The sequence below is a fragment of the Paenibacillus sp. MZ03-122A genome (assembly GCF_024213325.1).
Taxonomy (GTDB): Bacteria; Bacillota; Bacilli; order Paenibacillales; family Paenibacillaceae; genus Paenibacillus; species Paenibacillus polymyxa_B.
The window spans coordinates 37256-61290 of record NZ_JANAVI010000014.1 but is presented as its reverse complement, the minus strand read 5'-3'; the positions used below and the strand labels follow the sequence as shown (position 1 = coordinate 61290).

Here is a 24035-nt window from a genome sequence, read left to right as displayed (position 1 = left end):
ACCCAAGTAATGCGAATACACGCAGATTTATACGCGTAATTATAAATATGATGGTCGTTCTATATGGAACGCTCTTGGTCCCTAATCAAAAAGGACTGCTAGAGCAGGGTTCCAGGTAGAACGACCATTTTTATTAACTATAAAATTCCACCCCAGATCATCAAACTAAACGATTGAGGAACGTTCATCCAGAAATTCGGACGGCGAGCAGCCTGTCAACCGTTTGAAGATTCGATGAAAATAGGAAACATCACTATATCCCACATACTCCGAAATTTCACGAATCGTTAGCCGGGACTCGGTCAGCATGTAGATGGCGGTTTTAATACGTTGCGTATGTACATGCTCGCTGATCGTTTGGCGTGTTACCTCACGCAGCAGCGTCGCGGCATAATTGGGGGTTTTACGGATGGCGTCACCAAGCTCCTCCTTGGTTACCTTTTCCCGGTAGTGGTTCTGGATATACTGTTTCATATGTTCCACATGTCGCTCTCGATCGCAAGAAATGGCGCCTTTGTCCCATTCCTGATTCATATATATCATTGCCTCGATCAGCAGACAGTCAGCCATCAGGGTGTAGTAGCTTGGGTGTTCAGTCCATTGATAGTACATCGATTTAATTCGTTCATGCAGCATATCGTAGCATCCAGGTTTGATCAACAACGGCTTGTCAGTATTCAGTATGGGAAGTGTGCTGTTCGTACATGTTTTGCGGCAATGTATCACATACTTGGTATGAAAAAGCGTAGGAATGCTCTTGCCATAGTAATCCAGATGACCGGGTAAAAGCAGTGTTTCACCCTTACCGAGAATGAATTTGCAATCGTTCACCCAATATACACATTTGCCAAAGGTGACCAAAATGAACAGTAAGTCATCGTTGTCGCTATTTGCACCAGCCTTTTCATACCAGTCCACACCGTTATCCTGCCGTATATCCACCAATGTAATCATGAAACTCACTCCCCGATGTCTTCAACATTCATTATACTGTAGTACATTCATCATACTATAGTTCATAGTCTTGGTGCACGGGTACAGGTAGAATAGAGCTATATAAGTTTAATGTAGATAGAGAAGCAAAGTGGAATAGAAAACCATACAGTAAAGACATTCAGGAGGATGACATTACTATGCTTAAAACGAAAATTATTTGTACTATGGGACCTGCCTGTGACTCCATTCATTTGCTAAAAGAAATGATCCAAGCTGGTATGACTGTAGCCCGCTTGAATATGGCTCACGGGGAGCTAGAAGATCACGTTAAACGTATCGAAAATGTGCGTCAGGCTGCGAAGGAAATGAATACCTTTATACCTGTCATGATGGATATTAAAGGACCGGAAATACGGATTGGCAAGCTGAGAGAGGCATCTTGTCTGCTAAAACCAGGAAGCCAGCTCATTCTGACCACAGAAGAGATTCTAGGGGACGAGCATCGTATTTCAGTGAATTACCCGGATATGCCGAAGGACATCAAACCAGGCGACCGCATTCTCATTGACGACGGTTTGGTTGATCTGACTGTAACCTCCATCGAAGGTACGGAAATGATTTGTAATATTGTAAGCGGCGGTATTTTGAAACCGAGAAAAGGTGTAAACCTGCCAGGGATTCATACGACCCTTCCAGGCGTGACGGAGCGAGATGTGAGGCACATCCAATTTGGGGTGGAGCAGCGTGTTGAGCTTATTGCGGCTTCTTTTGTGCGTAAAGGCGACGATATCCGTGAAATCCGTGAGATTTTGAAGGGACATCATGCTGAGCATGTACAAATCTATTCCAAAATTGAAAATGCTGAAGGCATGGAAAACCTGGATGATATTATCGAAGCTTCCGATGGCATTATGGTAGCCCGTGGCGATCTGGGTGTCGAAGTGCCGATTCAAGATGTGCCTGTGATGCAAAAAGAAATGATCGACAAGTGTAATCTGGTCGGCAAACCCGTTATCGTAGCTACCCACATGCTGGAATCCATGCAGGTGAACCCGCGTCCGACGAGAGCCGAGGTTAGTGACGTGTTTAATGCCGTTATGCAAGGAGCCGATGTTGTTATGCTGTCGGGCGAATCAGCTGCGGGTAAATACCCTGTCGAGTCTGTACGGACCATGGCCGCTGTAGCTGCCAGAGCAGAATCGCAATTCGATTATCAGGAGCAGTTTGATAAGCGCAGAGCACGTCAAAGCACCAACATCACCGAAGTGATTAGTCAGGGTGCGGTGAGTTCGTCTCTGGAGCTGGATGCGAAAGCAATTATTACATCGACTGCCAGCGGATTCACGGCACGTATGGTATCCAAATATCGTCCGAAGGCACCTATTATTGCGGTTACTCCGAATAATACGGTATTCGCTAAAATCTGCCTGTTATCCGGCGTATTCCCGATCAAGGGGGATAAAGTAGCAACAACGGATGAAATGTTCGAATCCTCCATCCGTAACGCGCTGAATGCAGGATATATCCATAAAGGCGATACTGTAGTCCTGTCAGCAGGTGTTCCTGTCGCTGAGGCGGGCACCACTAACTTGATCCGAGTATATCAAGTGTAATTTACAACAAAATATAGACAAGCCAAAAGGCGCTGGCCCCCATGGGTTCAGCGCCTTTTTCACATTCTGTCATATCACTAACTTACAGCCCGAACACACTTTTAGCAACGACCTGTGTCAATTCTGCCTTATGGGCTTGGTATTGCTCAGGTGTAATGCTCTTATTGGCCAGTCGTTGATCCAACTGCTCCGTTAACTGAGCTACCTGTAAATCAACAACAGCCTGTGCGTCCTGTTTATTGGATTGTGCAATATCTGCCAAGGTTTGACCGTTATATAACGCATCATACAATTGCTCATCCGAGGATGCGCCCAGTGTTTTCAAAAGTTCATCATCCTTGGAAGCTTCATTATCCTGTACCTGAGGGGCTCTCTCTGGAGCCAGTGTAGCAGCATTAGCCCGACTTCCCCAAGTAGAAGACTGCCCAATAGATAACGCCAGCAACAGTGTACAGATGACCATAATTCGTTTTCGATTCATGAGTGTAAATCTCCTTTGTGTTCATTCAATTTCTGACAAGGTGGAGCCTTATATGGATATCCAACGGGAGTAATGTTTATGCCTTTAGCCGATCCGGCTTATGTAATTACCAGATTCTAATATACATCATACACACCCAATCTTAGCGCCAGCTTAATACTCGTTTAAAATAAACTAAAAGAGGAGGATATAAACAGGTAAAACCAAAAAAATTCACGGATGCGAATAATGGATGTGATGTACTCTTTGGATTCTGCTGGATATGAAAAAAACCTCCTTCACAAAAGTGAAAGAGGTTTTAGACAAAACCATTACAATTTAGGGTTTTTTCCATACTTATTGTCGCTAGGCTGACTGTCTTGGCAGAAGAATACAATCAAAATAATTGACCCTACGAGAGGAATCAGACTGATTAGAATCCACCATCCGCTTCTACCTGTGTCATGCAGTCTACGGGCCATAACGGCCAAGGATGGCAACAGGACAGCAAGAGAATAAATCAAAGTCAATATTGGTGATAAGCCTACAAGGCTATCGATCAGGCTGACTACAAAGCTAGCGATTGCACTAAATAGTACAAACATCCAATACTCTGTACGTCTTGCTCTACCTTGAAACCCTACATAGTTTTTTAATGCATTTAAATACCATTGCATATATTTTTCACCTCCTTATAAAATCTAAATGTTTCTATACACGTAAAATTGTTCTTTTAGGTATATCGGCAGGAAACATATAGAATTTTAGTTGTAAAATTATAACTTTAAACTAGAAATTTACGCAATACATTTATTAATGTTAATAATTCGATGAATAATTTATAAAAACATAAAATTACATATTGAATTTTCCATATCCATTGAATAATATAGAGGTACGGTTAACCGCCAGGTTTGAATCGTCCTTCTTAATAGAAGGTGCTTTTATTTTTCAAATCAATTGAAAGCGCTTTAATTCAAAATAGGAGGGATGACCAACATTAAATTCGAGGGTGAAGAAGTTAATACAAACATAATCCTGACCGCTTTCTCAAGATTTTTTTATGTTATCAGGGATGTTCAAAATGAGAGGAGATTGATTTATGAAGCAATCATTTGTTCGTAAAGTAACGGCAGCTTCACTCGCAGGTGCGCTGTTGTTGCCTGCTTCTTTGGTAGGCGCGGAGCTAACACTCAATTCAGATACAGATGGAATTCAAAATGTGGGGCAAACTTCTGCTCAAGACCTAGAAAACTTTTCAATTCAAAGTAAAAAGGCTGTCTCTTTCAAGGAGACTTCCGTACATGATCCATCCATTCTGAAAGTGAAAGACACATTTTACATTTTTGGCTCACATCTGGCGGCTGCAAAGTCCAAAGACCTTATGAATTGGGATACGATTGCTACAGGAGTGGCGAATGGTAATGCATTGATTCCCAATGTCAAAGATGAATTAAAGGAAGCACTGGATTGGGCGCAGACGGACACGCTGTGGGCAGCTGATGTCATTCAACTGGCAGATGGCAAGTTCTATATGTATTATAACGCTTGCAAGGGTGACTCCCCGCGTTCAGCGATGGGCCTAGCAGTTGCTGATAAAATTGAAGGGCCTTATAAGAATAAAGGAATTTTTCTGAAATCCGGCATGTGGGACCAACCGAGTGAGGATGGAACGATCTATGATGCAACCAAGCATCCAAATGCCGTAGACCCGGACACCTTTTATGATAAAAACGGCAAGCTGTGGATGGTATATGGCTCTTACTCAGGAGGCATATTCATTATGCAGATGGATGAAAAAACAGGGAAGCCGCTCCCTGGTCAAGGCTACGGGAAAAAGCTGACAGGCGGTAACCATGCTCGTATGGAAGGGCCGTACATACAATACAGTCCGCAAACGGACTACTATTACTTGTTCCTGTCCTATGGTGGATTGTCAGCGGATGGCGGATACAACTTGCGGGTGGCTCGGTCCAAAACACCGGATGGCCCTTTCTACGATGCTGAAGGCAATGATATGATCAAGGTCAAGGCAAATCCGGATAAACCACTTTTTGACGACGCTTCCATTGAACCATACGGTGTCAAACTGATAGGTAATTACCTGATTCCAAGAGAGATTGGTGATCCGGGTACTGGACTGGGTGCAGGCTATGTGTCGCCCGGACACAACTCGGCTTATTATGATCCTAAGACGAAAAAGCATTTTGTCATTTTCCATTCCCGTTTCCCGGGGAGAGGCGAACAGTTTGAAGTGCGGGTACATGAAATGTTCATGAACGCTGACGGTTGGCCTGTGGTTGCTCCTTATCGTTATTCGGGAGATGAGGATTCACTGAAAAAGCTGTCAGAAAAGGATGTCCTCGGTCAATATTCGTATGTAAATCACGGGAAGGAAATTTCGGCAAATATTAAGCAAGCCCTTAACGTCAGTCTGGATAGCGGCGGCAAACTGTCCGGTGGAGTGAACGGTACATGGAAGTTGGGGGCAGGCAATCAGCTGGAAATTACGGCAGAGGGCACGAAGTACAAAGGTGTATTCCTGCGGCACCTTGATCCAGACACAGGTGCCAAGACACTTGCTTTTACCGCGTTGTCCTCCAAGGGTGTTGCGGTATGGGGTTCGCTAAAGCCTGACCTGAAGGCCAGCAAGATTGTAGCTGCTGTGCAGAAGAATCTGAGCCTGGGCGATACGAGCAATGTTCTTTATAATCTGACGCTACCTACTCAAGCAGCACAAGATACCACTATTTCATGGGAGTCCACCCACCCGGAGAATATATCTGTGACAGGCGAAGTATACCGTCCAGATCCCGGTTCTCAGCCTGTAACAGTTACATTGACGGCGACCATCAAAAAGGAAAAAGCCACCGCTAAGAAAAGCTTTACAGCCATTGTCCCCGGACAGGCCCGAGGTCCTCAGCTCGCACGCTATTCGTGGAGTGAGGATCAAGGAACTTCGGTTGTCGATAGCACATACAATCAATTCGATGGTAAGATCTATGGTGGTGCCGCATGGGATAAAGACGGGAAGCTTGGCGGTGCTCTTGTCCTCAACGGTAAGGATGGTTACGTTCAACTACCAAATATGGTAACAGATGCGAAGGATTTTACCTTTTCCGCTTGGGTGAACTGGAAGGGCGGTGCAGCTTGGCAACGGATTTTTGACTTTGGCAACGGCCAAGCCCGGCATATGTTCCTCACCCCTTCCCAAGGAAGTGGTGTGCTCCAGTTTACAATCCATGAGGGTACCGATCAAAGCTTGCTTTCCAAATCATCATTACCTCTAAACCAGTGGACGCATGTAGCGGTTACACTGGAGGGGAATACAGGGAAGCTGTATGTAAACGGTGAGGAAGTACCTGTTAATGATGGCATTACCTTTAATCCTGATGAGTTACTCACGAGCGAGGCTTATCTCGGCAAAAGCCGTTTTGCCGCCGATGCTTACTTCAATGGCAGCCTGGATGAAGTTCAATTGTATAACAAAGCGCTGACAGCAGAGGAAATTAAAGCGCTGGCGGAGTTGTAATTCATAATGAACTAAAATGAGCAAATAAAAATGCAGGAGATGGGCTTTTATTAAGAAGTTCGTCTCCTGCGCAATGTTTTGTATATTTATTTCTTGATTGCTGGTATAATAAGAAGCAACTGCGGATATAATGTTTTAAGTAGGCGTTAATGACTCACTCCCGTCGAATGAACACAGCTGTGAAGTTCGCAATAGAGAACATAAGCACTCTGCATAAATTAAATTCACCAGTGCTTGCGTTTTCAATACACTTATGGTAATATGAGTATATTGAAATTGTGACCTGAGATTCACATATTGTAGAGGGTTATTGTTTTAGGTTGAAATAACCTTGTGCAATATGTGAATTTTTATTTGTAAAAAATAAAGGTCATATAAATACATTTTGGAGGTAATTCCATGCAAACAGGTACAGTTAAATGGTTTAACGCAGAAAAAGGTTTCGGTTTCATCGAGGTTGAAGGTGGAAGCGACGTATTCGTACATTTCTCCGCAATCCAAGGCGAAGGTTTCAAATCTTTGGACGAAGGCCAACGCGTAGAATTCAACGTAGTTGAAGGAAACCGTGGACCACAAGCTGAGAACGTTGTAAAACTGTAATTTAAAATTACAGCCTATTTCAGATGCCCCGAACATAGTGTTTGGGGCATTTGTTTTTATCTGTTCACAAGACCGTTTTTGAACTGATTACATCTTATCGCTTTATAAATCATGAAGAAAGAGGGATGTTTATGTACAATTCACGGAAAAAGCCAATGGATGAGATTCCTGAGGAAATTACAACTGTCTGGAATTGCGCCAGCGATACATGTAACGGCTGGATGCGGGATAACTTCGCTTTTTCTGTCGAGCCGACATGCCCCATTTGCGGTTCTGCCATGGTGAAGGGCGAGAAAAAGCTGGCAGTTTTAAATAATACGAGCTTCAATCATACCAAACAATCCTAAGCGGATAAATGTTTGTAGTGAAAGATGCCCCATAGCCATTAACGGCGCTGAGGCGTCTTTTTGTTTTTTTATAAATATAAATTATACATAAGAATGAACAGGCTTTCAATTATGGTGTGGAGGATGGGGCTAGTATGCTCAGTAAGATAGAATTAAATTCAGGTAGCGCTTCGTAAAATACACCGTGCCCGCTACGTTCGAAAGGAATAAGTTTTGATCCGGCAATTCCTTTTTGAGTTTGGACAGCCAGGGGGAAAGGACAGACCCGATCCAGCTTGCCGTGTAGAATCCAAGTAGGCACGTGTATACATGGCAAATCAGGACGCAAATCAGAGTCACGTAGTGAATACAAAGTACAAGCCATGCTATGAACTGAAGCCGCAAAGCCCTGATCACGTAACCAGTCGCGTAAGCTCTGGCTGACGGGATTGGCAAACAACATTTCGCCAAAAGAAGTTACCAATTGTGGGCGATCTGTATAGGCTTGTTTGATGAGTTTATCTACCTCTGTGACAGGAGTACCATAAGGGAAGTCGCTGGTTGGGGTGAACCGGGGTGTAGCTGCTCCGATCAAGATCAACTGATTGACGCCAAATCCCCGGTGCCTGCTCATGTAGCGTGTGACCACAGCTCCCCCCATGGAAAAACCAATGAGCCGGACCTGGTTTAACTGAAGCGCCTGCATAACAACCAGCAGATCGTCCGCCAATCGATCATAATTGTATCCATGCCATGGTCGATCAGACTTGCCGAACCCCCTAAGATCAACCTGAATACAGCGATACCCGTAAGCAGGCAACAAGGCGACCTGGTATTCGTACATTCGGTGATCCAGCGGCCAGCCGTGCACCATCAGAACAGGGATGCCTTCTCCAATATCCTCAACATACAGCTTCACGCCGCGTTCCACCTCAATATAATATCCCATCGTGTTCACCCCTCTAGAAATCACGTCATTTCATTCTCTCTCACATATATGTAGCCAGGGCTTAGCTCATTCGAAAAAGGGATGAGTCTGTCACGATATAAGCATATAATATGTCAAAAAATGTATGTCATCCTGTATAGGGATAGGATATAATTATGGAATGAAACAGCATCGGGAGAGTGGAACAATGACACCATCAAAAACATTAAAATGGATTACAGGCGGATTGGAGCTATTTTTAGCTATTCCCGTTTTGGGCGGGCTGCTCATCGTAAATTCCGCGTATACTATATTGTTCTTTATGCTGATTTTCCACATTGTTACGTTGGTGCTATCGGTGACGAATAGAGAGTCTTATTATGGATCTATTTTAGGGATCGTGACCTCGGTTATTGGATGGATTCCGATTGTGGGCTGGTTGATGCATTTGCTCTCAGGCATATTTTTGATGATTACCGCAGCTCAGCAGCCGCGTGATCAGTATCGCAATCGCAATCCTTATGATGATTATCGCTACTAGGGGATGTGTGGCGATGCAAAGATGAAAGATCCTGTTGAACAGGGTCTTTTTTTATTTATGAAATCTCCCCATGATGATGGTGTTGTAGTATTTGCCATCTGAAAGAACCTTATCGTTTTTTAATAACCCTTCGATTTCAAATCCATGTTTTTTATAAAGCTCAATGGCTTTATCATTCGTTTCCAAAACTTGTAGAGTCATTTTCTTGATGCCATTGGAGTCAGCCCAGGAAATAGATTTTTTTAAAAGATTCGTCCCGATCCCGTAACCCCAAAACTCCTTTAGTACACATACGCCAAATTCAACTTTATGAGAGAATCTGCTCAGAACATGGCCCTCACATCTTGAAAATCCGACGATTTTATCATGAACTATCGCAACTAAAAATAGGTTTCTGTTATTCTCTGTATCTGATTCAATGAGCTGTTCAAAACCGGATGTACTTATAAACGCTTCTCCCTTCTCTCTATCTAAATTTTCAGTTTCTCCATCAATCAGCAAGCGGATTTCAGACAAATTCTTCGCATCTTGAATTATGGCTGATCTGATCGTATAGTGTATTCCTTGCACATCAAATTCCTGTTTATTTATTTTCATTACATTCTCCTTATTATGAATTAGAGTGAAAAATGACCTCTGGATCATGTTAGTCTACCACATATTATCTTGTTTACATGACAAATAAGCCTGTCTCCTTCTGTTGTATCGCAGCAGGGGACAGGTCTATTGATTTCTCTATCCGTACAGGGAGGCCGGATGGAGATTTATTATACATAGGTGGATGTGTCAGATTAATAAATGGTTTTTATGAATGCGACTTATCGAGCTACAGCTTTTGGAAAACAGGAGCTGTAGCTATTTCTGCTTAGCAGAGGCTTTAGCTGCATTGGTTTTAGCAGAAGCTTTGGCTGCATCTCCTTGAGCAGGAGCTTTACCTGCATCCGCTTTACCGCCATCTACTGGTGGTTTGGATGGTTTCACGCCATTCACCATATCTGTCATCATTTGCTTCAGATTAGAGACACGTTGGTTATATTCAGTTGCCGTAATCTTGCCGTTTTGTTTTTCCGTAGCCAGTTTTGCTTTCATATCTGAAACCATTACATCAATAACGGAATTTACGCTCACGCCTTGTGCTTTGGCGATCGTAGCAAGGGATTTACCTGCTTTCAACTGTGTATCCAACTGAGTGGAGGATAATTTCAATAATTTCAGGAGAGCTTTGTTCTCAGCATAGTTATCTCCTGCGATTTTAGGGCCATTAGCATCGCCGGGATTCCCCTTAGGTGCCTGTGCTTTGTCTGCGATGGGAGCCTTCTCAGGTGTAGTTGAAGCAGCATGGGCTGCGCTTGTGGAGTACAGTGCCCCTCCTCCTAAAAATGCCAAGGCCATCGTTCCAACCAAAATTGCTTTCTTGGTGCTCTTCATCTTTATTTTCCACCTTTCGGTTATGGCTTGTTTGGTACGTGATACATCATAAGGGATCAACTTGAATGCTATCTGAGCGCAAGCTGAGCATTTACTGAATGAAATTTGGGTGGCATGACTAAAATTTCAGCTAAAATAAACTTGTATTACGTGTATTAAGTGATATAATACACTACAGGCACGATAGATGCAGCCGATTAGGGGGAAACACCCATGGAAGAACAACGGGTTGGCTCGTTCCGATTTTTAATTGACTTTAGCCAGCCATTATATGAACAAATATTAAATCAAGTACGAAGCTCCATTGCTAAAGGGGAGATCGAAATGGGAAGCAAAATGCCATCTGTTCGTGATCTGGCGCAGGAATTACGCATGAATCCGAATACCGTGATGCGGGCATATCAAGAGCTGGAGCGGGACGGATTGACTGAGAAGCGGCGCGGTCTAGGCACTTATGTTACTTCGTCCAGTGAACGGATTGCCAGCTTTCGGGAACAATTGGCTATAACGTATATAGATCAGTTTCTCGGACAGATGAGTAGCCTGGGGTTATCGTGGGAAGATGTACAGCGGTATATACGAAGCAAACAGGACGGAAATGACAAGGAAGGAGGCGATAAGGCATGACGGAGTCTGTTGTGGTTGCGAATCATCTGGTGAAGCAATACGGCAGTAAAAAAGCACTGGATCAATTAGATGTCATCATTCCGGCAGGACGTATTGTAGGCGTGCTTGGACCCAATGGCTGTGGGAAGTCCAGCTTCTTTCGAGCAATCACCGGATTGATTCAGCCAGATGGGGGCGAGCTTCAGGTGTTGGGCCGACAGCCTGGTTGGGAAACCAACCGGGATATATCCTATCTTCCTGACCGGGCAAGCTGGTACCCCAATCATACAGTTCAGCAGACGCTGGAATGGGGGAAGTCTTTTTTGCCTGGTTTCAATATAAAAGACGCGTATAAACTTGCTGATCATATGGACGTCGAGCTGGAACTTAAAATGACTGGGCTGAGTCGTGGACAGGAGGCACGTGTGCTACTGATTTTATGTCTGGCACGTGAGGTTCCACTCATGATCCTGGATGAGCCGTTTTCGGGTATTGATGTCCTCTCCAGAGAGGCGATTGTAGCCGGGATTATTGATTATTTGGAGGGTCGGCAGCAGTCGATACTCATTAGCACGCATGATATTCAGGAAGTGGAAGGCTTGTTTGACTACACGGTCATGATGGACCGGGGACGGATCATATGGTCTGGTGATTCGGATGATCTGCGTGCAGAGCATGGCTCGTTGAATCAGGTGTTCCGCAATTTGTACAAAAAGGAGTGGAAGGCTTGAATTCATCAGGGCTGTTCAAAGATTTGATACGCCATGAATTTCGAAATAAAGGAAGCTGGAGAAGGCAGGGCCGCAATCGACTACCGAGATCGTGGAGACTCGTGTATTTCTCATTATTTCTAATTGCGGCGTTCGCTATTTCCTTGTACTTCGCACTTCACAACCAGCTCGAATTAACAAGGCTGTGGTATGTCACCCTGGGCCTGCCGTACATGATCATTTTTATGGGTGTGGGAAGCTTGAGAAGAGAATGGGAAAATGATACCTACGGATGGTGGCTGACCCTTCCCTATCCGCGCATATGGCTGATTAGCGCCAAATGGATTGCGGCTATTTTACAAACCATGGTCGTAATATTGCTTCTGTTTGTGGTGGGTTCTCTGTACGCGTTGTTCATCTCATCAACCATACAGCCTTATACGTTTGCGGATGCAGCGTCTTTTATTGTAGCCGGATTGAACTGGTTTGTGATGATTATCGCCTTCACGCCGTTGGTTATTGCGCTGGGTCTATTGACGGCCAGTACCAAATACAGCACCTTGCGGCCGCTTAACCCGATACTGTGGATTCTTTTGATGGGTGGCGGGAGTGTCTTTTATTGGTCGGGCGATCAGGGGCTTTATGAGCAGTTTGACCATGCTCAAACAGGACAATGGTTTCCATTTACCTGGCATTTCCCGATTGCGGTGTTGATGAGTTGGATTGTTGCGTATGTATTAATCCGCTTGAGCGCGTATCTGCTGGAGAAAAAACTGTCGATTTAGGCTAGCGTATCTACAGGATCTATGAGGAGGGAGTTACTACACCATGACGACGATATTTATATATGTATTGATGGCTGTTCTGGTGGGGCTGATGATCTGGTTAAGGACCAAGAGACGAAGGGGACCGGTAAAAGGAAATGGAATCCGGATTCTGCTCCCCTTGTTTATCGCTTTCCCGCTTATGATGATGTCTGTGTACCAATTAATGCATATTCCCGGTCAAACGTACGAGCTCCCCGCCTTTTGGGAACTGCTGATTGCCGGGCTACTAGGGGCTCTGTTCGGCTATGTTATTTTGCTGCATACGGCGTATGAAAGACGGGATGACGGTCTTATTTATCCCAAGCCGAACCAATATTTTAAATATATTATTATCGCTATTATCTTGATTCGCGTCGTTTTGACCCAGTATCTCAGTAGTTTGGGTACGACCGAAATTAGCATGCTGGCGATTACGATGGCGCTGGTGTATATCTCAATCTGGCGAATCGGGAGCTTTATCAAGTTTCGGAGGACGTTATCCGTATAACAATAGCAATGGGGTTAACACAGCGGCTTACTATTGAAAAAGCGTTCATTCGCTTGGCGATAGGAGCCGCTTTTTTTTGAGTTTTGGCATTAGCAAGTTATCACACATTGTTATTGCTCCCCATATCCTTTATTCTAAGGCTTGTGGCTTGCATTGTAGCAGTACAATTATAAATTTTTGAAAGGAGGGTTATTGAGGTTTCAAAAGATTTAAATGGGGTTTAAAGTTAGATAGGCGGGGAAAAGTTGCTTCTTGCGATTAGGTGTAACTACATTAGTTACATAAAAGGAAATTGTTTTCCGCATTTTATTTTACATGTTGAGAGGGGTTCACATCCATGAAAAAACATACGGTTACTGCTGCACTCGCTGGTTTGCTTGTTCTGTCTTCTGCTGTACCGGCTTTAGCAGCCGAGGTAAAACCTACTACGGGTATTCAGGTTTGGGTAGATGGCAAGAAGGAGGCTTACAAAATTGCGCCTATCGTGAGAAATAAGCAGGTCTTAATTCCCTTGAGACAATTGGCCTCCAGTTTGGGAATTCCGATGGATGCCAAGCATATTACGTTCAATACGGCGCGACAAAGCACAACCATCCGATATGATCAGGCGACAGTTGTACTGGTGTCTGGCAGTCCGGAAGCGCAAATCAACGGGATTAAGGTACCTCTATCCACCTCGACCCTCTTGACCAAGCAGGGGGTAACCTATGTACCGGTTGATGTCGTCAAAGAAGCATGGGGCAAGCAAGTGATTTGGGACCCGGCCAGCCAAACGGTACAAATCGGGGTGAGTAATAAGGATAAGGTCATTGAAATCGTGAAAAGCTTTGAAACCGGAGACACGAAAGCGGCCGAGACTTGGATCAGCAAGGATCAGTACATTCAGCACAATCTGAGCTTTGCTAGCGGAAGAGATGCGTTGCTGCAAGGGATTAGCCAGTCGAAGGGAGCCAATGTACAGGTTGAAATCCAACGTGTAATTCAGGATGGTAATGATGTAGCAGTTCATTATAAAGAGTCCATTGCAGGGAAAACGAGCATTGTTTTTGATATTTTCCGCTTCGATAGCAATGGTAAAATTGTTGAGCATTGGGACAACATGCAGGACTCGGCTCCAGCCAATCCAAGCGGACACACCATGATTGATGGAACAACACAGATCACGGATCTCAACCAAACTGAGACGAACAAAACGCTGATCCGCAAGTTTGTGGATGATGTCCTGGTTGGCAAAAATCGTGCTGCATTGGAAAGCTATTATAACGGTGACCATTACATTCAGCATAATCCTCTTTTTGGTGACGGTGTATCCAATTTGAAACAAGCATTTTCCGCAGCAGGAAGCCAAGGAGCTTCTTTTGGATATGATCAGGTTCACATGGTCATTGGAGAAGGCAACTTTGTGCTGGTTGTGAGTGAATTGACATCGTCTAAGGGAACTTCAGCCGCTGTCTATGATCTGTTCCGGGTAGAGAACGGCAAGGTAGCGGAACATTGGGACGTAGTTCAGGAGGTTCCAGCTAAAACAGAGTGGAAAAATACAAACGGCAAGTTTTAAGAAAGTGCATTTGTGGTATGGCGTGATTGGCATGCTTTCCTAATCGTCCTCTTCCTGTTAAAATGATGCAAACTTATAACAGGAGGTTGGACGATGGAAGGCTTGAAGCAACGTGTGGGCTGCCTGCATGCACATCACTCGAACATAGCCTATGTGGAACGAGCTTTTGCTTCTTATGAGGTGGAACTGATACATTTTGTGGACCCTGGGCTTATGCGCCGGATCTCGTCAGACCCGCATTTTTCTGCGGACGATGCGAGTCGCAAGGTAGAAGAGCAACTGAGCTGGATTGCCCAAAGCGACATAGACGTTATTTTGATAACGTGTACGAATTATATTGTTTTGGCAGAAAAGGCCCAATTGACCCTGTCTACACCAGTAATTACGCTGGATGAGCCCTTTTTTCATGAGATATGCGATGATTTGCTGCCACGGACCTTGGTATTCACGAATCCGGCTACTGTAGAGGGAACGATGAAGCGTCTTTATCATACGGCTGCTCTGTTAGGCAAACCGGATATCTCTTCTTGGATAGAGGTTAAGGTGGTGGAGGACGCTTTTGAACTGATTATGCAGGGACGTGAAGACGAGTATAAGGAATTGCTGGTTCGTTCGCTGTATGAGCTAAGGGAGGCTGATCCAAGCAGGGGGCTGGCTGTAGCACAGTTGTCTATGGTTGATGCTGCGTTACAGGTGGAGCTGGAGACGGGGCAAACGATTGGTAATCCCTTACGGTCGTTGTCGAATTCAATTGAGGATTTGTTAGGTTAAATAAGTATAACCAAAAGAACTTCCACCCCGTGTTTTGGGCCTGTGGAAGTTCTTTTTTTGGGAGGAGGCTGGCGGGCAGGTTACTTCTGCGTTGTTCATCACAGACTCTGTTGATCTTGGGTGATGAATGCTGCGCCTGCCGATTCTCTTTGGACAAGCGTAACGTATAAACGTTCATGCTCCACGTCTTCCCCAGCAATGATTTTGAGAACCTGTTCGGCAGCTACAGCTCCCCATTTTCGCTTGGAATAGTCAATCGTTGTCAGACGGGGCTGAATATATTGCGCCAGCTCGATATTATCAAAACCGACGATATGAATATCCTTGCCAATCGTCAACTCTGACTGAGCCATTCGATTGTAAAAGCCCACTGCCATTTCATCATTGAGACAAAATACGGCTACAGGTTCCGAACCCGGGCTAACGTGTTGCTGCAAAATGATCTCAGCCGCCTGTTCACCGCCCGATTTCTCAAAATCGCCGTCAATTTCGATCATTTCAGCCACGCCGCTACGCTCAATGGTCTGCTTGACCGCCTGCATCCGTTGCCATGAATCGTAAGAACCTTCTGGTCCGGTAACCACATATAGCTTACGGTGTCCCAATTCCAATAAATGTTCGATTGCGAGAGCGGCGCCCGCTTTGTTATCCAGCAGCACCTGGTTAATGTTAGGATGATTCAGTTCACGGTCCAACACGACAATTTTATGTCCTCGCTCGGCGTAGTTCAGTAGCTCCTGACTATCAAACGTCTGATCCAGCACAATGGCGCCGTCGATCATGCGTTCCGGCAACATTCGGTGAGACTGCTTACCGCTGCATACGATGAGATCATAGCCCTTGCGGTTCAAAATTTCCTTGATGCCATACAGTAAATCTCCATAAACGTCTCCACGGAAATCAGTTAGGAAAACGCCAATAATTTTGGTCTGCCTTTTCTTGAGATTACGTGCGGCGGCATTGGGCACATAGTTAAGCTCTTTGGCAATGGCTAAAATACGTGCGCAAGTTTCTTCTGTTACCTTATCGCTACCATTCAAGGCATATGAAACGGTAGATATGGAAACGCCCGCCTGTTTGGCGATATCTTTAATGCTGACCACATCGTCACCTCCTTGTCGTCCATCTTATAATTGCTATTGTATATTCATTATTAACCACATATCTATTCCAAATGTCGTAGTCCTACACATAAGCAGCAAAGGGCGATCCCGCAAGATCGCCATCCCTTTGTTGCCTATACCAGATTCAGCATTAAAAACACTTTATAAAATAATCTCCAGACGGTGTACACCGTCATGTTCTGCCAAGGCTTGCTCGAAAATCTCGCGTTTGATGCGCAAGGCACCGGAGCGGTAGCGATTATCATCGGTTGGCACGCTTTCCAGTGGTATTCCGTTCAATACTGTACGGCCTTGCTCACCGCCAGTATGCTCTTGCAGCATGCGGTAGACGAAGGTAATTGGTTTTCCTGCAAAGGAAAATTCAAATTCCAACCCATCGAGATGATCCGGTAGCACGGGGTCTAGGATCAGATCTTCGCCTGACTGACGAACACCAAGGACGTTCGATATGAGCTGATTCATATAGATTCCTGGACCACTGGAATAGATTCTCCAGCCGCCTTTGACGGGTACGGCTCCTTCACGCAGTTCACCAAACCGTTCCTGTGCTTCATAGCGGGTATTAAATTTACCATCCGAGCTGCTGAAATAGGCGTTGCTTTGGCGCCATTCGGCATTCGGTACGGACGCACGGATGCCGACCGGATTGATGAGCTTCAAGCTGTGCCAAGCGTCGTCCTTGCGTCCCAATTTGGCCATCGCTTCCGCAAAGCGAATATGGGCATGCACATATTGCAGCCCGACCTCACGTCCGAAGTTGGCCGCTTGCTCTGCACGCTTGAAGTGCGAGCTCACACCGCCATCATACTGTGCAGGGCGGTTCATCAGACGCACGCCATCCGGGCAGAGGAACTGCTCACGGATGAGTTGCTCATGAGCCAATGCTTGCTCAGGCGTGAGCAGCTGGCTGATCATGCTGCGTGTCATCGGCAGCAACCGATAATGGATTCCTGTCTCGGTGTCAGACGGATGGAGCATCAGCTTAGGTTGGCCGGGCTCTTCCATATACACGAAGCCCGGAATAATTCCGCTCTCCAGCATGTAGCGGTTAAAGTCTTTACGGATGCCATTGGCCATCTGATGTAGATCTTGTGCGATCTTGTCGGCTTCACTTACTACACCCGCGGGGGCCTGCTCCAAAGCAGCAGCAAAGTTACTAATAACTTGATAGGTGAGTGCAACCGTCCAGCTGCTCGCCATGTATTGCTTCAGCTGAGCATTGGCTGGTTGGAGGGTATCATCCCAATCGCCGTCGCCATAGGCCGACAAATACGTATCATGCAGGAAATTCTCGCGAATATATTCGATTTCCTTCAGGGTATGTTCCATGAGAGTCGCGGTCTGCTTGGTATAATCGAAAGTATGCCGATGGGTGTAAGGCACATTTTCTTCCAGAATACTGTAATCACGGGTAGCGGTCAAATAGTCGCCCAGTACCTTGAGTGGCCAGACGATAATATCTCCATGGCTTTCTTCTTGCTGCACGTGAGTATAGTTGTCAAACATAAACCATTGCGGCCAGTTTCCGCTGTCCTCGTACTGATGGCTGAAAACAGTCAGCAAAATGGAACGAACCTCATCGAACTTTTGCATAGCTGAGAAATATTCCACAGGCCCCTGACACACATCACGTGTTCCCCAGGCTGCACCGCCGTATTGCTCCAGACCGTGAGGCACGGAGTAGTGAACGAGCATATTGTGGGTGTACCACCAAGCCACTGCGTTCACACGGAATAGCTCGCTCGTTTCGTGTTGACCCAGCGAAAGATGGAAACCGTTCATAAGCTCGGCAAAATATGCCCGATAGCGCTCGCGCTCATCTTCAAAGGAAGCATGGCGCTCTTTGTGCGCTGATTCTTGCCCAGCTGAAAGCCCATTCAGCCAACCCTGCACGGTGCAGGTCCATTCGCTGCTGTCACCCAGCTCCAGCACAACCAGAGACGCATCAGGAGAAGCTTTCCCCTGTAGCAGTGCGTGAGCGTCGCTCACATGCTGTAATGGAGCGCCCTCTATGTGCATTCGGTACACCAAGTCTGGATAGGCCTCGGCGCTCAGAGAGGTGGAGTCTGCCCGGAAGAGTAGGGCGTCACCTTCACGTTCCATATGAAACGGGAGCTCATATTCGTTCACATGCATAGACATTTGCTGAGTGATGAGGAACGGATAGGTTTTGCCACTCGCCGCACGCATGTGAAGCCGTACTTCTGGGCTATCGACATTCGTATGGTTTGTAATAATGAATGTATCGTCAGCCGTTTTGTAATACCAGCGCACATAATTGAAGCCAATCTCGAACAGGGAAGGCATCGTGAGCAGGCGGTATTTCCCTTGGATTCCGACATAAATACGTTGACCGGATGTCTTGGGAATATTGAGCGCATTACGCGCGTTGGTAATCATTTTGTTGAAATTTGTATTGCCGATTACGAGTTGGGAATTGAACACCCCGTACATATAGGAGGTGGTTGTAATGGTTTCTTCCTTACCTCCTGAGTAATGCCCACCCATTAAAATGTGCCCATGGGGACGCTCTACACGAAGCTCTTTGGATTTGAGTACGACATGCTCATAGCTGTCCGTGAAAAAGGAAAGTAGTTCATCGCCATCCCGTTCTTCTTCCTGCCGTTTGGGGAAAAGCTGATTCACTTCGGCATCGGTTAAGTCCAGCGTGCGCAGCGGCTCACCGATGGTTTGAGCTGGAGCCACACGCCCTGCCTGAAGATCACTTGCCGCGCGTACCGGTATGATGGTCTCGGAAGCGTCTACTAGAATGGCAGCTACTTTGTCACGTGCTTTTGTCACCAGTTCCTGATACTCCAGCTTTGTCACTGCGGCTGGATGATTCGGCTGGAACAGACCGTAAAAAGTAAAGCGAGCTTCCCCAGCCAGTTTCACCCGCTCAGATTGCAACGCGGTATAGGTGAATTCGTATTGGTACACTTCATTGGCGAGCGAGTCGCGACGGAGTGCTTCCGGCTCATTCGTTTCTTTGTACGAAAGTCCAAAGAACTGAAATCCGTCAGTCGAGTAACCAACAGTGCGGGTTAACGAGCCTTGTTGAATGTATGGGAATTCCTGACTTTGAGGCTGGTTTTGACGTGAGCAAACGGTGTAGCCTCTTTGTTCATCATGGTAGACGGTGTGGTCAATATATTGAGACAAATAAGCTTCATTACTGCGCACAGCAGCGGTATCGGCAATGCCGATATCCTGACCGTACACGACATCTGCTTCCACGTCATCGCCCTGTAGGGTTACATCCCAGAACCATACTCCCAGGCGGCTTAGCGTGAAGGTCACCTGATAGCCTACACCAGCGGTGAAACCTTCCCAAATAATCTGCTGATCCGTTTGTCCGATTACTCCCGGTGAGCGAACCCCAAGCAGGGGAGTGATACTTACACCGGACGGACGATACAATCTCAAGTACAGATTGTTCAAGGAACCGTCGACTGAATTGGTCAACAGTTGGTTGATCATCGTTGAGCCGTGGGCGATCTTATACACATCACCACTGCTCAAGAAGGTAAAAGACAGGTCGCCGGCCCGCAGCAAAATATTTTGATCCAGACTTGTATTCATCATAGGGAACGCCTCACTTTCCTGTTTCTTTTACTAACCGAAAACGGCCTTCTGTAGTATCTCGGCTGTTAGGTCCTGTAAAGACGGCAAATTCACCGCTGTCACTGTCAAAGCTCAAATCTGCATGATGATAGCGCAGCTGAGGCTCGGTCACTGTAAATTCCACTTCCCGGCTTTCGCCTGGGGCAAGCAGGACTTTGCAGAAATCTTTCAGTTCTTTCATCGGACGAACCGTATCACCGCTGATATCACGGACATAGAACTGAACGGTCTCCTCGACTGGACGTGTTCCTGCGTTCGTTACCTGCACTTTAACGGTCAGTTCCTGACCGGGAGTAAGAGTGTCGCCGGAAAGCTGTACGCTGTCATAGGCTACATTGGTGTAGCTCAGTCCATAGCCGAACGGGAATAAAGGTTCGTTCGGTACGTCTAGGTATTGGGACACGTAGCGTTCTTTTGTATTCGGATCTAACTGCGGGCGTCCTGTATTAAAATGATTGTAATACACGGGCACTTGTCCGACCGATTGCGGGAATGACATGGTCAGGCGACCCGTAGGTTCGGCATCACCGTATAACAAATCGGCAATCGCTGCGCCGCCTTCGCCACCAGGGAACCAGGCTTCCAGTACAGCGTCTACTTCTTCAATAACACCGTGCAGATCCAACGGACGACCATTAAACAATACGGCTACCATAGGCTTGTTCAGCGTCTTCAAGCGCTTCACCAGTTCCAACTGGGCTTGTGGCAAGCGAATATTGGAACGGCTGCCTGCTTCACCACTCATATCCGAGCGCTCTCCAAGCGCCAACACGATAACCTCTGCTTGGCTGGCAGCTTGCAGAGCTTCTGCATATTGCTCCTCTGTTATGTTGTCTACAGAGCATCCTGCCGCTACCGTGAGCAGCGAGGAGGATATTTTCGATTGGAACCCGTCAACAACACGAAAGGCTTCCTCTTGTGAACCGCTCCACGACCAAGAACCCAGAATATCGCCGCTCTCTGCAAAAGGTCCGATCAATGCAATACGTTGATTCCGATTCAATGGAAGAATGGAATCATTTTTGAGCAACACGCAAGATTTAATAGCTAATTCTTTGGCAACTGTGCGATGAGCGTCGCAGAACACAACTTCACGTTCACGCTCAGGGTCTGCGCCGCGTAGCGGATTTTCGAACAAGCCCAGCTTTTGCTTGAGCTTCAATATACGCATCACTGCTTCATCAATAAGCGCTTCATCCAGCTGTCCGCTGCGAACCAGCTCAGGCAGATGCCCGTTATAGCAGGATGTCATCATTTCGATATCTACGCCAGCCAGCAGTGCTTTCTTCGCTGCCTCGCGCTCATCCTCGGCGATGCCGTGAGGGATAAGCTCCTTGATGGCGGCCCAATCCGAAATGAGTACACCATCAAAGCCCCATTCATCACGAAGCAAATCACGCATCAGGCGCTTATTGCCCGTTGCGGCTACGCCTTCTACGGTATTGAAGGATGTCATCACCATTTCACAGCCTTCATCTAAAGCAGCTTTGTAGGAGGGGAGATAATACTCTCGCAGCTGCCATGCGGATACATCTACAGTATTGTAATCCCGTCCGCCTTCGCCAGCTCCATATGCTGCAAAATGCTTCACGCATGCGGCCACCCGGTCGGTATCGTTCGTCAGATCTTTACCCTGAAACCCACGCACAAACGCACGAGCAAATTCGCTGTTGAGGTAAGGGTCTTCCCCTGTAGATTCCATCACACGGCCCCAGCGCGGGTCACGCACCAAATCGACCATAGGGGCGAATGTGACGTGAACACCGGATACAGCCGCTTCTCGGGCAGCAATGGTAGCGCTCTCTTCTGCCAGCTGCATATCCCATGAGCAACCAATAGCCAGCGGTATAGGGAAAATCGTTTTGAAGCCATGTACAATATCTGCCATAATTAAAAGCGGAATACCCAGACGGTTTTTACTCAAATGAGCCTGCTGAACACGAATCGCTTCTTTAGCCCCTGCGAGGCCAAGCACGGAACCGACGTTATGGACATTTTCTTCTGTGATGCCGAGAGAAGCCATAGGACCGGTAATTTGACTATCTGTTCCCGCTTCTTCAAAGAAGGCACCTACAAGCTGTAGCAGTTGATCGACTTTTTCTTCAAGCGTCATGTTTTCTAAATAGGAATTCAGGTGTTGTTCCATCATAATCCTCCATAAGCTGTATTGTTGGTGGACAGCTCTCTTTTTCAGATTCATGAGATTTTTTGGATAAAGATGATTCAAAAAAGTGCTGAACAGGCTAATAGCTAGTATAGAAGCATAATATTCTGTCGTATTATTAATCGAAACGTTTCTATTGTTGAACTCAGTTGGATTATATACGCTTTCAAATGGAGAGTCAAATCCAATTCAGCGGGTTTTTATAGGATAAATAGCGTAATAAAGATGATAAAAACGAAAAGAAGTCAGGATTCCGAGTGAATAAAAAATAATATTGCTATTGAATACGGTTTCAATTTGTTCTATAATGACTATCGAAACGTTTCTATTGACGGGTATGGTCCTTGTGCTTTGAACATAAGTGTTATAGCGGTATGCTTTAATCGCTATGTATTTACATGCATCAGGATTTTGCAAAATTCGATTCCAATCAATTATTGTATTTTTGCAAAGTCCTCGTATTTGAATCCGTTATCATATTGCATGATCGGTAAACCGATCATCTCGGGAGGAATTTGTATGATGAAAAGAACGTTGGGGATCATTTTGGCAAGTACCTTATTACTGGGGGGCGCGCTGGTAGGCTGCTCGTCCAAGGATGATTCGTCTGGCAAAGATGCTAACGGCAAGACGACCATCACCATGTGGGGCATGGGAGCAGAAGGAAAACTTCTGCCTGAAATTGTAAAAGATTTTGAGAAAGAAAATCCAGATATTCACGTTGATGTACAGGCGTTGCCTTGGGATAACGCTCACGATAAGCTGCTGACAGCAGTTGCTTCAAAATCCGGTCCGGACGTGGTTCAGTTAGGTACATCATGGGTTCCCGAACTTGCGTCTGCGGGTGCATTGACGGATATTACCCCTTATATCAGCAAGTATCCTGAACTGGAATCGAAGAATTTCTTCGAGGGTGCTGTAGGTACGACAAAATTTGAAGGGAAACCAGTCGGTGTGCCTTGGTACACTGAAACGAGAGTTTTGTTCTATCGTTCTGACCTACTGAAACAAGTCGGATATAATGAAGCACCTAAAACGTGGGAAGAGCTTTCCGATGCTGCTCAAAAGCTGGCGGCTCGGGGCAAAGGCAAATATGGCATCTCCTTTAGTGCAAAGGAGCAGTCTATGGGCTTTATGTTTGCTCTCCAGAACGGTTCCAAGCTGGTTGACGAGCAGGGCAATCCGCTGTTCAATCAACCACCGTTTGTGGATGCTGTGAAGTATGTGAATACCTTTTTCCAAAATGGCTCTAACGCAGTGGATATTGGAATTGATTCCGTTCAAGGTTTGCAAGGCGAGGGTATCGTTCCAATGTTTATCAGCGGTCCTTTCATGATTAAAGAAATCAAGAGCAAGGCACCAGAATTGGAAGGTAAGTGGAATATAGCGGAGCTTCCTGGCAAAGTAAACAACCTGTCCGTTTTGGGTGGAGCCAACCTTTCAATTATGAAATTCAGCAAGCACCCAGAGGAGTCGGCCAAATTCCTGGCTTACATGAGCAAACCAGAAACACAGCTGAAATGGATGGATCTGTCCAGTAACTTGCCTGCAACTACTAAATCGTGGGAAGATGCCAAACTGAAGAGTGATCCGATGCTTCGGACGATTCGCAAACAGTTGGATCATTCCGCAGCATTGCCGCAACTGGCCGCATGGGAAGAGGTTTCTCAACAATTCATCAAGAGCTTCGAACGTATTTACCGCGGTCATGCCGATGTACAGAAGGAAATGGATGACTTTAATCAGCAGGCTGCAAGTATAATGAAAAAATAATGATCCATATCCGTCATTGTCAAAGGG

At 45.9% G+C, this 24035-nt stretch carries 21 protein-coding genes; 12 read left to right on the top strand and 9 right to left on the bottom strand.

Features of this window, described 5'->3' with window-relative positions:
• Window positions 1-165 precede the first annotated feature (165 nt).
• Entirely contained in the window at window positions 166-954 is a 789-nt protein-coding gene (locus NLX74_RS21665) for a helix-turn-helix transcriptional regulator (protein WP_254330074.1), read from the bottom strand.
• A gap of 179 nt (window positions 955-1133) precedes the next feature.
• Here NLX74_RS21665 and pyk point away from each other — a divergent pair, with 179 nt between their 5' ends.
• Window positions 1134-2549: a pyruvate kinase gene (gene pyk, locus NLX74_RS21660; protein WP_023986598.1), complete on the top strand. Its 1416-nt coding sequence runs from the start codon at window positions 1134-1136 to the stop codon at window positions 2547-2549.
• A gap of 82 nt (window positions 2550-2631) precedes the next feature.
• On the opposite strand, the gene NLX74_RS21655 is transcribed toward pyk, so the two are convergent.
• Both NLX74_RS21655 and NLX74_RS21650 read right to left on the bottom strand, forming a co-directional pair.
• Window positions 2632-3030 carry a hypothetical protein gene (locus tag NLX74_RS21655; protein WP_254330072.1) on the bottom strand — a complete coding sequence of 133 codons (399 nt, stop codon included), beginning with the start codon at window positions 3028-3030 and terminating at the stop codon, window positions 2632-2634.
• A 311-nt stretch (window positions 3031-3341) separates the two neighbouring features.
• Window positions 3342-3686, bottom strand: a complete 345-nt coding sequence (locus NLX74_RS21650) for a DUF805 domain-containing protein (protein ID WP_061830735.1) — start codon at window positions 3684-3686, stop codon at window positions 3342-3344.
• A gap of 425 nt (window positions 3687-4111) precedes the next feature.
• Between NLX74_RS21650 and abnB the strand changes: the two genes are divergently transcribed.
• The 3 genes from abnB to NLX74_RS21635 all read left to right on the top strand — a co-directional run bounded on the left by abnB (window position 4112) and on the right by NLX74_RS21635 (window position 7488).
• Complete coding sequence (abnB, locus tag NLX74_RS21645) at window positions 4112-6541, top strand: arabinan endo-1,5-alpha-L-arabinosidase AbnB (protein ID WP_254330070.1); 2430 nt, start codon at window positions 4112-4114, stop codon at window positions 6539-6541.
• Window positions 6542-6940: 399 nt separating this feature from the next.
• Window positions 6941-7141, top strand: a complete 201-nt coding sequence (locus NLX74_RS21640; RefSeq protein ID WP_007428290.1) for a cold-shock protein — start codon at window positions 6941-6943, stop codon at window positions 7139-7141.
• A 131-nt stretch (window positions 7142-7272) separates the two neighbouring features.
• The gene (locus NLX74_RS21635) at window positions 7273-7488 is read left to right on the top strand and encodes a cold-shock protein (RefSeq protein WP_013308357.1); all 216 of its coding nucleotides are present in this window, start codon (window positions 7273-7275) and stop codon (window positions 7486-7488) included.
• Between the two features lie 109 nt (window positions 7489-7597).
• Here the strand turns inward: NLX74_RS21635 and NLX74_RS21630 are convergent, their stop codons facing one another.
• Window positions 7598-8416 (bottom strand): alpha/beta fold hydrolase, encoded by an 819-nt coding sequence (locus NLX74_RS21630; RefSeq protein WP_254330068.1) that lies wholly within the window; start codon window positions 8414-8416, stop codon window positions 7598-7600.
• A 187-nt stretch (window positions 8417-8603) separates the two neighbouring features.
• Here NLX74_RS21630 and NLX74_RS21625 point away from each other — a divergent pair, with 187 nt between their 5' ends.
• Window positions 8604-8936, top strand: coding sequence for a hypothetical protein (locus NLX74_RS21625; protein ID WP_061830729.1), 333 nt, complete (start codon window positions 8604-8606; stop codon window positions 8934-8936).
• 51 nt (window positions 8937-8987) lie between these two features.
• Here the strand turns inward: NLX74_RS21625 and NLX74_RS21620 are convergent, their stop codons facing one another.
• On the bottom strand, window positions 8988-9533 hold the full coding sequence (locus NLX74_RS21620; protein WP_254330066.1) for a GNAT family N-acetyltransferase: 546 nt from the start codon (window positions 9531-9533) through the stop codon (window positions 8988-8990).
• A gap of 258 nt (window positions 9534-9791) precedes the next feature.
• A complete protein-coding gene (locus tag NLX74_RS21615) occupies window positions 9792-10364 on the bottom strand; it encodes a hypothetical protein (protein ID WP_254330059.1) in 573 nt (190 codons plus the stop codon).
• A gap of 213 nt (window positions 10365-10577) precedes the next feature.
• On the opposite strand from NLX74_RS21615, the gene NLX74_RS21610 reads away from it, so the two are divergent.
• The 6 genes from NLX74_RS21610 (at window position 10578) to NLX74_RS21585 (ending at window position 15323) form a co-directional block, all read left to right on the top strand.
• Complete coding sequence (locus tag NLX74_RS21610; protein WP_254330058.1) at window positions 10578-10991, top strand: GntR family transcriptional regulator; 414 nt, start codon at window positions 10578-10580, stop codon at window positions 10989-10991.
• Complete coding sequence (locus NLX74_RS21605; protein ID WP_254330056.1) at window positions 10988-11701, top strand: ABC transporter ATP-binding protein; 714 nt, start codon at window positions 10988-10990, stop codon at window positions 11699-11701. Before NLX74_RS21610 ends, NLX74_RS21605 begins: the two co-directional genes overlap by 4 nt.
• Complete coding sequence (locus NLX74_RS21600; protein WP_254330054.1) at window positions 11698-12465, top strand: ABC transporter permease subunit; 768 nt, start codon at window positions 11698-11700, stop codon at window positions 12463-12465. Before NLX74_RS21605 ends, NLX74_RS21600 begins: the two co-directional genes overlap by 4 nt.
• 43 nt (window positions 12466-12508) lie before the next feature.
• The gene (locus NLX74_RS21595; RefSeq protein WP_254330052.1) at window positions 12509-12994 is read left to right on the top strand and encodes a cytochrome c biogenesis protein CcdC; all 486 of its coding nucleotides are present in this window, start codon (window positions 12509-12511) and stop codon (window positions 12992-12994) included.
• A 337-nt stretch (window positions 12995-13331) separates the two neighbouring features.
• Window positions 13332-14552 (top strand): stalk domain-containing protein, encoded by a 1221-nt coding sequence (locus NLX74_RS21590; RefSeq protein WP_165179612.1) that lies wholly within the window; start codon window positions 13332-13334, stop codon window positions 14550-14552.
• 93 nt (window positions 14553-14645) lie between these two features.
• Complete coding sequence (locus NLX74_RS21585; RefSeq protein WP_254330046.1) at window positions 14646-15323, top strand: hypothetical protein; 678 nt, start codon at window positions 14646-14648, stop codon at window positions 15321-15323.
• 98 nt (window positions 15324-15421) lie between these two features.
• On the opposite strand, the gene NLX74_RS21580 is transcribed toward NLX74_RS21585, so the two are convergent.
• From NLX74_RS21580 to bglX, 3 genes are all read right to left on the bottom strand, one after another.
• Complete coding sequence (locus NLX74_RS21580; protein ID WP_254330043.1) at window positions 15422-16426, bottom strand: LacI family DNA-binding transcriptional regulator; 1005 nt, start codon at window positions 16424-16426, stop codon at window positions 15422-15424.
• A gap of 162 nt (window positions 16427-16588) precedes the next feature.
• A complete protein-coding gene (locus tag NLX74_RS21575; RefSeq protein ID WP_254330149.1) occupies window positions 16589-20029 on the bottom strand; it encodes a GH36-type glycosyl hydrolase domain-containing protein in 3441 nt (1146 codons plus the stop codon).
• 13 nt (window positions 20030-20042) lie between these two features.
• On the bottom strand, window positions 20043-22217 hold the full coding sequence (gene bglX, locus NLX74_RS21570) for a beta-glucosidase BglX (protein WP_254330042.1): 2175 nt from the start codon (window positions 22215-22217) through the stop codon (window positions 20043-20045).
• Between the two features lie 537 nt (window positions 22218-22754).
• On the opposite strand from bglX, the gene NLX74_RS21565 reads away from it, so the two are divergent.
• Window positions 22755-24008: a sugar ABC transporter substrate-binding protein gene (locus NLX74_RS21565; RefSeq protein ID WP_069290874.1), complete on the top strand. Its 1254-nt coding sequence runs from the start codon at window positions 22755-22757 to the stop codon at window positions 24006-24008.
• The last annotated feature ends 27 nt before the right edge of the window (window positions 24009-24035 follow it).

Bases quoted from the DNA above. Each gene is read 5' to 3' on its own strand.
- NLX74_RS21590 (WP_165179612.1), top strand. From the start codon at position 13,332: ATGAAAAAACATACGGTTACTGCTGCACTCGCTGGTTTGCTTGTTCTG.
- NLX74_RS21665 (WP_254330074.1), bottom strand. From the start codon at position 954: ATGATTACATTGGTGGATATACGGCAGGATAACGGTGTGGACTGGTAT.
- NLX74_RS21585 (WP_254330046.1), top strand. From the start codon at position 14,646: ATGGAAGGCTTGAAGCAACGTGTGGGCTGCCTGCATGCACATCACTCG.
- NLX74_RS21630 (WP_254330068.1), bottom strand. From the start codon at position 8,416: ATGGGATATTATATTGAGGTGGAACGCGGCGTGAAGCTGTATGTTGAG.
- abnB (WP_254330070.1), top strand. From the start codon at position 4,112: ATGAAGCAATCATTTGTTCGTAAAGTAACGGCAGCTTCACTCGCAGGT.
- NLX74_RS21565 (WP_069290874.1), top strand. From the start codon at position 22,755: ATGATGAAAAGAACGTTGGGGATCATTTTGGCAAGTACCTTATTACTG.
- NLX74_RS21605 (WP_254330056.1), top strand. From the start codon at position 10,988: ATGACGGAGTCTGTTGTGGTTGCGAATCATCTGGTGAAGCAATACGGC.
- NLX74_RS21640 (WP_007428290.1), top strand. From the start codon at position 6,941: ATGCAAACAGGTACAGTTAAATGGTTTAACGCAGAAAAAGGTTTCGGT.
- NLX74_RS21655 (WP_254330072.1), bottom strand. From the start codon at position 3,030: ATGAATCGAAAACGAATTATGGTCATCTGTACACTGTTGCTGGCGTTA.
- bglX (WP_254330042.1), bottom strand. From the start codon at position 22,217: ATGGAACAACACCTGAATTCCTATTTAGAAAACATGACGCTTGAAGAA.
- NLX74_RS21615 (WP_254330059.1), bottom strand. From the start codon at position 10,364: ATGAAGAGCACCAAGAAAGCAATTTTGGTTGGAACGATGGCCTTGGCA.
- NLX74_RS21635 (WP_013308357.1), top strand. From the start codon at position 7,273: ATGTACAATTCACGGAAAAAGCCAATGGATGAGATTCCTGAGGAAATT.
- NLX74_RS21610 (WP_254330058.1), top strand. From the start codon at position 10,578: ATGGAAGAACAACGGGTTGGCTCGTTCCGATTTTTAATTGACTTTAGC.
- NLX74_RS21575 (WP_254330149.1), bottom strand. From the start codon at position 20,029: ATGAATACAAGTCTGGATCAAAATATTTTGCTGCGGGCCGGCGACCTG.
- pyk (WP_023986598.1), top strand. From the start codon at position 1,134: ATGCTTAAAACGAAAATTATTTGTACTATGGGACCTGCCTGTGACTCC.
- NLX74_RS21620 (WP_254330066.1), bottom strand. From the start codon at position 9,533: ATGAAAATAAATAAACAGGAATTTGATGTGCAAGGAATACACTATACG.
- NLX74_RS21595 (WP_254330052.1), top strand. From the start codon at position 12,509: ATGACGACGATATTTATATATGTATTGATGGCTGTTCTGGTGGGGCTG.
- NLX74_RS21625 (WP_061830729.1), top strand. From the start codon at position 8,604: ATGACACCATCAAAAACATTAAAATGGATTACAGGCGGATTGGAGCTA.
- NLX74_RS21650 (WP_061830735.1), bottom strand. From the start codon at position 3,686: ATGCAATGGTATTTAAATGCATTAAAAAACTATGTAGGGTTTCAAGGT.